Consider the following 8,516-nt stretch of genomic DNA (forward strand, 5'->3'; position numbering starts at 1 on the left):
CCGGCCGGCTCCGGCTCCGGCGCCCGCGCCTGTTCCGACGACGCAGCCGGCGGCCCCGCGCTCCGCCGCGAAGAGCTCGGACGTCTACGAGCTCCCGCCGCTCGATCTGCTGGCGCTCCCCGCCGAGAACGAGCCCAACGAGGAGCACTCGGAGGAGGCGCTCGAGCGGAACTCCGTGAAGCTGCAGCAGACCCTGCAGGACTTCGGCGTGCGCGGAGAGATCATCGACGCCAATCCCGGTCCGGTCGTCACGCTTTATGAGCTGGAGCCCGCGCCGGGCGTGAAGTCGAGCCGGGTGATCGCGCTCGCCTCCGACATCGCCCGCTCGATGGCGGCGATCTCGGCCCGCGTCGCCGTGGTCGAGGGCCGCAACGTCATCGGCATCGAGCTGCCGAACGCCCGCCGCGACACGGTGTTCCTGCGCGAACTCCTCGAGAGCCCCGCCTTCGGCGCCACCCAGCACAAGCTCGCGCTGTGCCTCGGCAAGACGATCGGGGGCGAGCCGGTGATCGCCGACCTCGCCAAGATGCCGCACCTGCTGGTGGCGGGCACCACCGGCTCGGGCAAGTCGGTCGCGATCAACACCATGATCCTGTCGCTGCTCTACATGCACCGGCCCGAGAAGTGCCGGCTGATCATGGTCGACCCCAAGATGCTGGAGCTCTCGGTCTACGAGGGCATTCCCCATCTTCTGACGCCGGTCGTGACCGACCCCCGCAAGGCGGTGGTCGCGCTCAAATGGGCGGTCCGCGAGATGGAGGACCGCTACAAGAAGATGTCGAAGCTCGGCGTGCGCAACATCGACGGCTTCAACGCCCGCGCCGCAGAGGCGACCGCGCGCGGGGAGACCGTCACGCGCCAGGTCCAGACCGGCTTCGACCGCGAGACCGGGCAGCCGATCTACGAAGACGAGGTCATGGACCTGTCTCCGCTGCCGTACATCGTCATCATCGTCGACGAGATGGCCGACCTGATGATGGTGGCCGGCAAGGACATCGAGGGCGCGATCCAGCGGCTTGCCCAGATGGCGCGCGCGGCCGGCATCCATCTGATCATGGCCACCCAGCGGCCCTCGGTCGACGTCATCACGGGCACCATCAAGGCGAACTTCCCGACCCGCATCTCGTTCCAGGTTACCAGCAAGATCGACAGCCGCACGATCCTCGGCGAGATGGGCGCCGAGCAGCTGCTAGGCCAAGGCGACATGCTGCACATGCAGGGCGGCGGCCGGATCACCCGCGTGCACGGCCCGTTCGTGGCCGACGCGGAGGTCGAGAAGGTCGTCGACCATCTCAAGCTGCAGGGCCGGCCCGAATATCTCGAGGCGGTCACCGCGGATGACGAGGAGGCCGCCGCCGAGGGCGAGGAGACGGACGCCGCGGTGTTCGACGCCGGCGAGTTCAGCGAGGAGTCCGGCGACCTTTACGAGCAGGCCGTCGCGGTCGTGCTCCGGGACCGGAAGGCCTCGACCTCCTACATCCAGCGCCGTCTCCAGATCGGCTACAACCGCGCCGCCTCCCTCATGGAGCGCATGGAGCAGGAAGGCATCGTCGGCGCCGCGAACCACGCCGGCAAGCGCGAGATCTTCCGGGGAGGCTGACGGATCCGGCGGCCGGAGCGCCGCGCGCTCCGGCCGATCAGCCTCAGGTGCTCTTGTCGACGATGCCGGCGAGGCCCTTCACGTAGATGCCGTCGATGACGGTCTTGGCCTCGGCCTCGCTCGCGCCCTTCGGCTGGAACGATCCGGTCCAGGTGACCTTGGAGCCCGCCGAGCCCGAGGGCTCGACCTGTATGGTGGAGACATAGTTCTCCACCGGCAGCGGGCTCTCGAGGATGCGGTAGCTGTACGCCATGCGGGCGTCGTCGCGGCCGACTTCCTCCTCTACGATCGTGCCGCCGCCCTTCAGGCTGAGCGTGCGGATGTTCTTGCCGCCCTGCGTCGAAAGCTGGCAGCCTTCGACCACCGGGTGCCAGCTCGCGATCCCGCAGAACCCGCCGATCGTGGCCCAGACCTTGTCGGGCGCCGCGTTGACGGGCGTCGCCTCGGTGACCTCGGCCGCTAGCGCCGGCGAGGCGGCGAGCGCCACCAACGCCGCGGCGGAAAACAATCGTTTGGGCATGTCCTCACTTGTCCTTCTTGCTGGACGGTCTGTGCGCCGCTGCGTCCAGCATAGGGCGGTGAGGAAGGTTGCAAAGATGAGCGACCACGCCCGGCGGCCTCGCCGAGGCTGAGATCACGTCGCCGCCCATCCTGCTCTGGAGCCCGGGCGCCGGGCGGTTCGTCGTGCATCGTGGGACGAGCGGGCGAGACGATCACGCGCCGAAGATCGACCATCCCATGCGCTTGGCCAGCGTTTCGAGCGCGATCCGGCCGAGGTGGGAGTTGCCCGAGGCGTCGAGCCCCGGGGCCCACACTGCGATCGAGGCCTTTCCAGGCGCGACCGCCAGGATGCCGCCGCCCACGCCGCTCTTGCCCGGCAGTCCGACCCGGTAGGCGAACTCGCCCGAGCCGTCGTAATGGCCGCAGGTCAGCATGATCGCGTTGATGCGCCGCGCGCGCTCGGGGGGCACGACTGTGAGCCCGGTCGACGGATTGCGGCCCGAATAGGCCAGGAAGCGCCCCGCCATCGCGAGCTGGCGGCACGACATCGCGATCGCGCAGTGGTGGAAGTAGACGCCGAGCGTATAGGCGACCGGATTGTCGAGAATCCCGAAGGACTTCATGTAATTCGCGAGCGCCGCGTTGCGGAAGCCGGTGCGCTGCTCCGACGCCGCGACCGCCTTGTCGATCGTGATGGTCGAATCGTCCGCCAGGAACTGCATGAAGCGCAGGATCTCGCCGAGCGCCTCGCGCGGCTGATGACCGGACAGGATCAGATCGGTGACGGCGATCGCGCCGGCGTTGATGAACGGGTTGCGCGGAACTCCGCGCTCGTTCTCGAGCTGGACGATGGAGTTGAACGGACTGCCCGAGGGCTCCCTCCCCACGCGCCGCCAGAGCCGGTCGCCGGCCTTGCCGAGCGCGAGCGTCAGCGTGAAGACCTTCGAGATGCTCTGGATCGAGAACGGCGTGTCGCTGTCTCCGCCGGCCGCGACCTCCCCCTCGGCGTCGATGACCGCAATCCCGAACGCTGAGGGATCGACGCGGGCGAGTTCCGGAATGTAGCTCGCGACCTCGCCGCGATCCGTGCGCTCGCGCATCTCCTGCGCGATCTCCCGCACCACGGTCTGAAGGTCTGGCACGCCGGCGGTCATCGGTGTCTTCCTGCTCCGCCCGGGCTTTAGCCGGTGGGCGCGCGGGTGGCCAGATCACGATTCACGCAGGCGGAAACAAAGCACCCCCGCGGGCGTTTCCTCTGGATCGGGTCGGCGGGATCCGCGCCCCACGATCGCCTCAGGGCGGACGGGAGCGGACGGCGCAGCTCGCAAAACCGGAGGAACGAGATGGGCGATGACCGCAACCGCACGGGTGATGCGTCTCAGGGCAAGACCCTGACGAACCGCCAAGGCCACCCGATCCACAACAACCAGTCGCAGAGAACGGTGGGGGCGCGCGGCCCGGCCACGCTCGAGAACTATCAGTTCCTCGAGAAGATCACGCATTTCGACCGCGAGCGCATTCCGGAGCGCGTGGTCCACGCGCGCGGCTTCGTCTGCTATGGCGAGCTCGAGGTCACCGGCAAGATCGGCGACGAGCCGGCCTCCAAATACACCCGCGCCAAGGTGTTCAGCCAGGCCGGCAAGAAGACGCCCCTCGCGATCCGCTTCTCGACCGTGATCGGCGGCCGCGACTCCTCCGAAGTGGCGCGCGATCCGCGCGGCTTCGCGGTGAAGTTCTACACCGAAGACGGTAACTGGGATCTCGTGGGCAACAACCTCGCGATCTTCTTCATCCGCGACGCGATCAAGTTCCCCGACGTGATCCATTCGCTGAAGCCGGACCCGATCACGTTCCGGCAGGAGCCGAACCGCATCTTCGACTTCATGAGCCAGACGCCTGAATCGATGCACATGCTGACGCATCTGTTCAGCCCGCGCGGCATCCCGGCCAGCTACCGGCACATGGAGGGGTTTGGGGTCAACACCTACAAGATGGTCAACGCCCAGGGCGATACCGTGCTGGTGAAGTACCACTTCCATCCGCGTTGCGGCGTGGCGAGCCTAACCGCCGCGGAGGCCGAGAAGGTGCAGGGCAAGGACCTCGGCTCAGCCTCGAAGGATCTGTACCAGGCCATCGAGCGTGGCGAGCACCCGCAGTGGGACATGTATGTCCAGATCATGGAGGACCATGATCATCCGGAGCTCGAATGGGACCCGCTCGACGACACCAAGATCTGGCCCGAGAAGGATTTCCCGCTCCGCCACGTCGGCGTCATGACGCTCAACCGCAACGTCCAGGACCATCACAACGAGAACGAACAGATTGCGATGGGCACCGGCGTGCTCGTCGACGGCCTCGACTTCTCGGACGACAAGATGCTGGTCGGCCGCACCTTCTCCTATTCGGACACCCAGCGTTACCGCGTGGGGACGAACTATCTCCAGCTGCCGGTCAACCAGCCGAAGCACGCGAACGTCGCCACCAATCTCACCGGCGGCCAGATGTCGTATCGCCGGGATGTGGCGCCCGGGCAAAATCCGCACGTCAACTTCGAGCCCTCGATCCACAATGGCCTGAGCGAGAGCCCCGAGGACGTCCCGAACAACGCGCCGGAGATCCACGGCCGGCTGACGCGCAGCGTCATCGAGCGCCGCAACGACTATGTCCAGGCCCGCGCGCGCTTCTGCACGATGATGGATTGGGAGCGCGACGACCTCGTGCACAACATGATCGATCAGCTCAGCCAGTGTGAGCGGGACGTGCAGGAGCGGATGTTGTGGCACTTCTTCCTGGTGCACGACCAGTATGGCGGCCGCGTCGCTGAAGGGCTGGGAATGTCGGCGGCCGACGTCGCGCACCTTCAGCCCCTTCCCAAGCAGGTGCTGACCGAGGAGGATCAGCGCCGGCTGCAGAACCTCGGCCGGAACGGCGACAAGATCGACGGCGCGGTCTGGGGGCAGTGGACGAGTTCGGTGAAGAACCACCGCGCCACGGCCGACGAGGTGCTCTCCGGGCGGATCGGCCAGAAGGAGATGGATCAGGCCGCGGAGTAACAACCGGCGCCGGATACCTCCGAAGCCCTCGAGCGTCTCTGTTCGGGACGCGCGAGCAGGACTCGCGGAGAAAATCAGCGCTGCCGCAACCACATAGGGGACCGCGCGCTTGCCATCATGGCGCGCGGCCCAAGCTCCTGAAACAGTGCGGGGCGGCCGGTCGGGGTCGTCCTCCTGACAGGGGAGTAGTAGCTATGATGGGAATGCTCGAACTGTTCCTGATGGCCGGGTTCGGCGTCGCGCTGGTGGTCTACGTCCTGACCCGGCTGAACTCCGGTCTGTCCCGGGCCGAGCGCAAGCGGCTCACCTCCACAGACTGAGCGCCTCCTCAGGCGGCGCTCGCCTGGGCTGGCCCGAGATAGCGGGCCGCCACCTCGCGCCGCGACAGGCCCGGCCCCATGGCGAGCCGCGCCTGGTTCATCGCCCTCCACTGGGCTTCGTCGGCAAGCGGCGGGATCGTGACGGTCTCGCCGCGTTCGAACCCCACCAGGCTCGCATCGACCAGATCGCCGACCTCCATCACCATTTCGGGCGGGAAGGAGTTCACGTCCTTTCCGGCCCGCTCCCAGATCTCCGTCCGCGTCGCGCCCGGCAGCACGGCCTGGACCCGGACGCCCTTGTCCTCGACCTGAGCGGCCAGTGACAGCGACAGGTTCAGCAGGTGAGCCTTTGACCCGCTGTAGACGCCGTCGAACGCCTCCGGAGCCAGCGCCAGCACTGAGGCGATGTTGATGATCCCGCCCCGGCCGCGCGGCGCGAAGGCCTTGCCGGCGGCGGCAGCCAGCAGCGTCGGCGCGGTGATGTTGAGCGCGATCAGCCGCTCGATCGCCCCCGGCTGACTTTCGAGCAGACCGCCGTCGAGCGCCATGCCGGCGTTGTTCACCAGCAGCGTGATCGCCGCATCCTCACCCAGCCGGTGCTCGACGGCGGCCAGATCCACCCTGTCCGTCAGGTCGGCCCGCAGGACTTCCGCGCTCCGGCCAGTGGTCGCGCTGATCCGGTCGGCGAGCGTCCGCAGACGCGCCTCGTCGCGCGCCACGAGGATCACGTCATAGCCCTTGGCTGAAAGCTTCTCCGCATAGGTCGCGCCTATGCCGCTCGAAGCGCCGGTGATGAGCGCCGTTCCTTGGACTGCCGCATTCATGGAAGAGTCTCCTGTGGGCGACGCCGATCGGTCGCTTGCATTATGGTAGCGAGTAGATATCTTTTTGCAATGGACACTGAAAAACTTTCCTGCGGGCCTTGCCCGATCGGCCGCGGCCTCGCCAGGGTAGGCGACGCCTGGAGCATGCTGATCCTGCGTGACGCCGCGCTCGGCGCGACGCGCTTCGACCAGTTTCGCGCCAGCCTGGGCGTGGCGCCCAACATCCTGTCGCGTCGGCTGAAGGCGCTCACCGATGACGGGCTTCTGGAGAAGCGCCGCTACAGCGAGCGGCCGCCGCGCGACGAGTATGTGCTGACGGCGGCCGGCCGGGACTTCCTGCCCGTGCTGCAACTGCTCGGCGCATGGGCGCGCAAGCACCACGCGGGCGGGACGCCGATGACCCGGCTGGTCGACGCCGAGACGGGCGCCGATGTCCACCCTATGGCGATCGACGCCGCGACCGGAGCGCCGCTCGGAACCCGGCCGCTTCGGGTGATCGACTGATCCCTCGTCGGGCGGCGTGAAAAGCGCCACGCCCAAGGCTTAGCCGGCACCGCGAGTGCTTAGTTTCTGCCTGCGCTCAAATTAGTTGCAGTCATTGCTTTCCGCATGCCGGCCGTTGCTATGCCCGTGCAACGCGATATTCTCGCCCGAAGCAAAAATGCAAGGAAGTTAGGCGGCCGCGCCTATTCCGACGTCACGCGGGCCGACTAACTAGGCGGAACTGGCCGCGTGAGGCTCACGCCGCCGCACAACAGGAGAAGGTCATGAAGACCCTTGTCATCGCCGCCGGCGCCCTCGCCCTGGCGTCAACTGCCGCGCTCGCGGACCCGGGCATCAACTGGGCGCGCGTCCAGGAGACCTATCCGGGCCACGCGCCCGTCGCGCAGACGCAGGACCGCGGCTACACCGGGACGGTGTCCGAGCGCCGCGAGGCCGCCCGCGACGAGCGGAACGCCCGCATGGCGCGCAACGGCGAGCCGTCCCAGCTCGGCTGGCGCCAGTAAGCCCTCCACGGCTCGCAGGAAAAACGGGAAGCGGGAAACCGCTTCCCGTTTTCGTATCGCGGCCGGGCGACCGGTCCGTTCACGGGGGAGTGATCGAGCGCGCGTCGATAGCCCGTGGCGGCGACCGCGGGCGGCTGTAGCTCAGAGCCGATGGCGTCCCCCCCGGAAAGCGTCCCTGCCCGCCCCGCGCCGCGATCGCCCCTGCGGCGGCGGCTGCACCAGCTCTATCACGGCGAGACACGCCCCGCGTTGCGCTTCCAGTGCGCGGTGGTGGCGGTCGATCTCGCGATCATCGGCTTCTTCCTCGCCACCCCGCTGCTCGGCGAAGGTCCGGTCTTCCTCTGGCTCGACTATTCGATCGCCCTGCTGGTCGGGCTCGACCTCGGGGCGCGGGCGCTCGCGGCGGATGATCTCAGGCGCTGGCTGAAGCGCCCGGACGTCTGGGTGGACGGCTTCATCTTCGTCACGCTTCTCGCGCCGCTCTGGATCGTCAATCTCGGCTTCCTCAGGGTGCTGCGGCTGTGGACGCTGTCGCGCAGCCCGGTCGTGTGGCGGCCGATGCGGCGGGCGGGCTACGCGCACTGGGAGGACGCCACTCGGGCGGTGGTCAACCTCACCACCTTCCTCTTCGTCACCACCGGTTTCGTCTACACCTTCTTCGCCAACCGCGCCGACGGCATCGAGAGCTATGTCGACGCGCTCTACTTCACGGTCGCGACCGTCACCACCACGGGCTTCGGCGACGTGACGCTGCCGGGGACCTGGGGTCGGCTAACCTCGGTCGTGGCGATGATCGTCGGCATCTCGCTGTTCGTGCGCCTTGCGCAGGCGATCTTCCGGCCGCGGAAGGTCACCTTCTCCTGCCCGCAGTGCGCGCTGATGCGCCATGAGCCGGACGCCGTGCACTGCAAGGCCTGCGGGCACCTGCTGAAGATCCCCGACGGCGACGATTGACCCCGCCGCCGCGTTCGCGCGGTTGAAGCGGCGCGGAAGTCGCCCCTTCGAGAGGAAGCTGTAGCCGGCGAAGTGATGGCCGGCGCCTTCAACGCTTCCTAAACGCGTGATCTTTACGGTCAGACCCCTTCGGGCGTGAACGGAGCGCCCGGACGTGGAGGGTGGCGTGGCATTCGGTATGGCGGCCGCCTTCGCGGGAGGGCTGACGGTCGGGGCGCTTGCGGCGGCGGCGCTGGGACGGCGCGCGCTTCGGCGCT

The 8,516-nt window shown here is 68.0% G+C and carries 9 protein-coding genes; 6 read left to right on the forward strand and 3 right to left on the reverse strand.

The window, feature by feature from the left end:
* Window positions 1–1,600: DNA translocase FtsK (locus tag ACIKT0_RS09045; protein ID WP_407105028.1), on the forward strand; the 1,600-nt coding region annotated here is incomplete at its 5' end.
* Between the two features lie 43 nt (window positions 1,601–1,643).
* Here the strand turns inward: ACIKT0_RS09045 and ACIKT0_RS09050 are convergent.
* Entirely contained in the window at window positions 1,644–2,120 is a 477-nt protein-coding gene (locus tag ACIKT0_RS09050) for an SRPBCC family protein (protein ID WP_407105029.1), read from the reverse strand.
* A 193-nt stretch (window positions 2,121–2,313) separates the two neighbouring features.
* Window positions 2,314–3,255 (reverse strand): glutaminase, encoded by a 942-nt coding sequence (locus tag ACIKT0_RS09055; protein ID WP_407105030.1) that lies wholly within the window; start codon window positions 3,253–3,255, stop codon window positions 2,314–2,316.
* A gap of 189 nt (window positions 3,256–3,444) precedes the next feature.
* Between ACIKT0_RS09055 and ACIKT0_RS09060 the strand changes: the two genes are divergently transcribed.
* Together ACIKT0_RS09060 and ACIKT0_RS09065 are read left to right on the forward strand one after the other, a co-directional pair.
* Window positions 3,445–5,154, forward strand: a complete 1,710-nt coding sequence (locus tag ACIKT0_RS09060) for a catalase (RefSeq protein ID WP_407105031.1) — start codon at window positions 3,445–3,447, stop codon at window positions 5,152–5,154.
* Window positions 5,155–5,348: 194 nt separating this feature from the next.
* On the forward strand, window positions 5,349–5,474 hold the full coding sequence (locus tag ACIKT0_RS09065) for a hypothetical protein (RefSeq protein ID WP_281375321.1): 126 nt from the start codon (window positions 5,349–5,351) through the stop codon (window positions 5,472–5,474).
* Between the two features lie 8 nt (window positions 5,475–5,482).
* Here the strand turns inward: ACIKT0_RS09065 and ACIKT0_RS09070 are convergent, their stop codons facing one another.
* Window positions 5,483–6,298, reverse strand: coding sequence for an SDR family NAD(P)-dependent oxidoreductase (locus ACIKT0_RS09070; protein ID WP_407105032.1), 816 nt, complete (start codon window positions 6,296–6,298; stop codon window positions 5,483–5,485).
* 69 nt (window positions 6,299–6,367) lie between these two features.
* Here ACIKT0_RS09070 and ACIKT0_RS09075 point away from each other — a divergent pair, with 69 nt between their 5' ends.
* The 3 genes from ACIKT0_RS09075 (at window position 6,368) to ACIKT0_RS09085 (ending at window position 8,259) form a co-directional block, all read left to right on the forward strand.
* Window positions 6,368–6,802, forward strand: coding sequence for a winged helix-turn-helix transcriptional regulator (locus ACIKT0_RS09075; RefSeq protein ID WP_407105034.1), 435 nt, complete (start codon window positions 6,368–6,370; stop codon window positions 6,800–6,802).
* Between the two features lie 263 nt (window positions 6,803–7,065).
* Window positions 7,066–7,305 (forward strand): hypothetical protein, encoded by a 240-nt coding sequence (locus ACIKT0_RS09080; RefSeq protein WP_407105035.1) that lies wholly within the window; start codon window positions 7,066–7,068, stop codon window positions 7,303–7,305.
* A 150-nt stretch (window positions 7,306–7,455) separates the two neighbouring features.
* Window positions 7,456–8,259 carry a potassium channel family protein gene (locus ACIKT0_RS09085; RefSeq protein WP_407105036.1) on the forward strand — a complete coding sequence of 268 codons (804 nt, stop codon included), beginning with the start codon at window positions 7,456–7,458 and terminating at the stop codon, window positions 8,257–8,259.
* Window positions 8,260–8,516 lie beyond the last annotated feature (257 nt).

Source organism: Hansschlegelia beijingensis, assembly GCF_045505405.1.
Classification (GTDB): Bacteria; Pseudomonadota; Alphaproteobacteria; order Rhizobiales; family Methylopilaceae; genus Methylopila; species Methylopila beijingensis_A.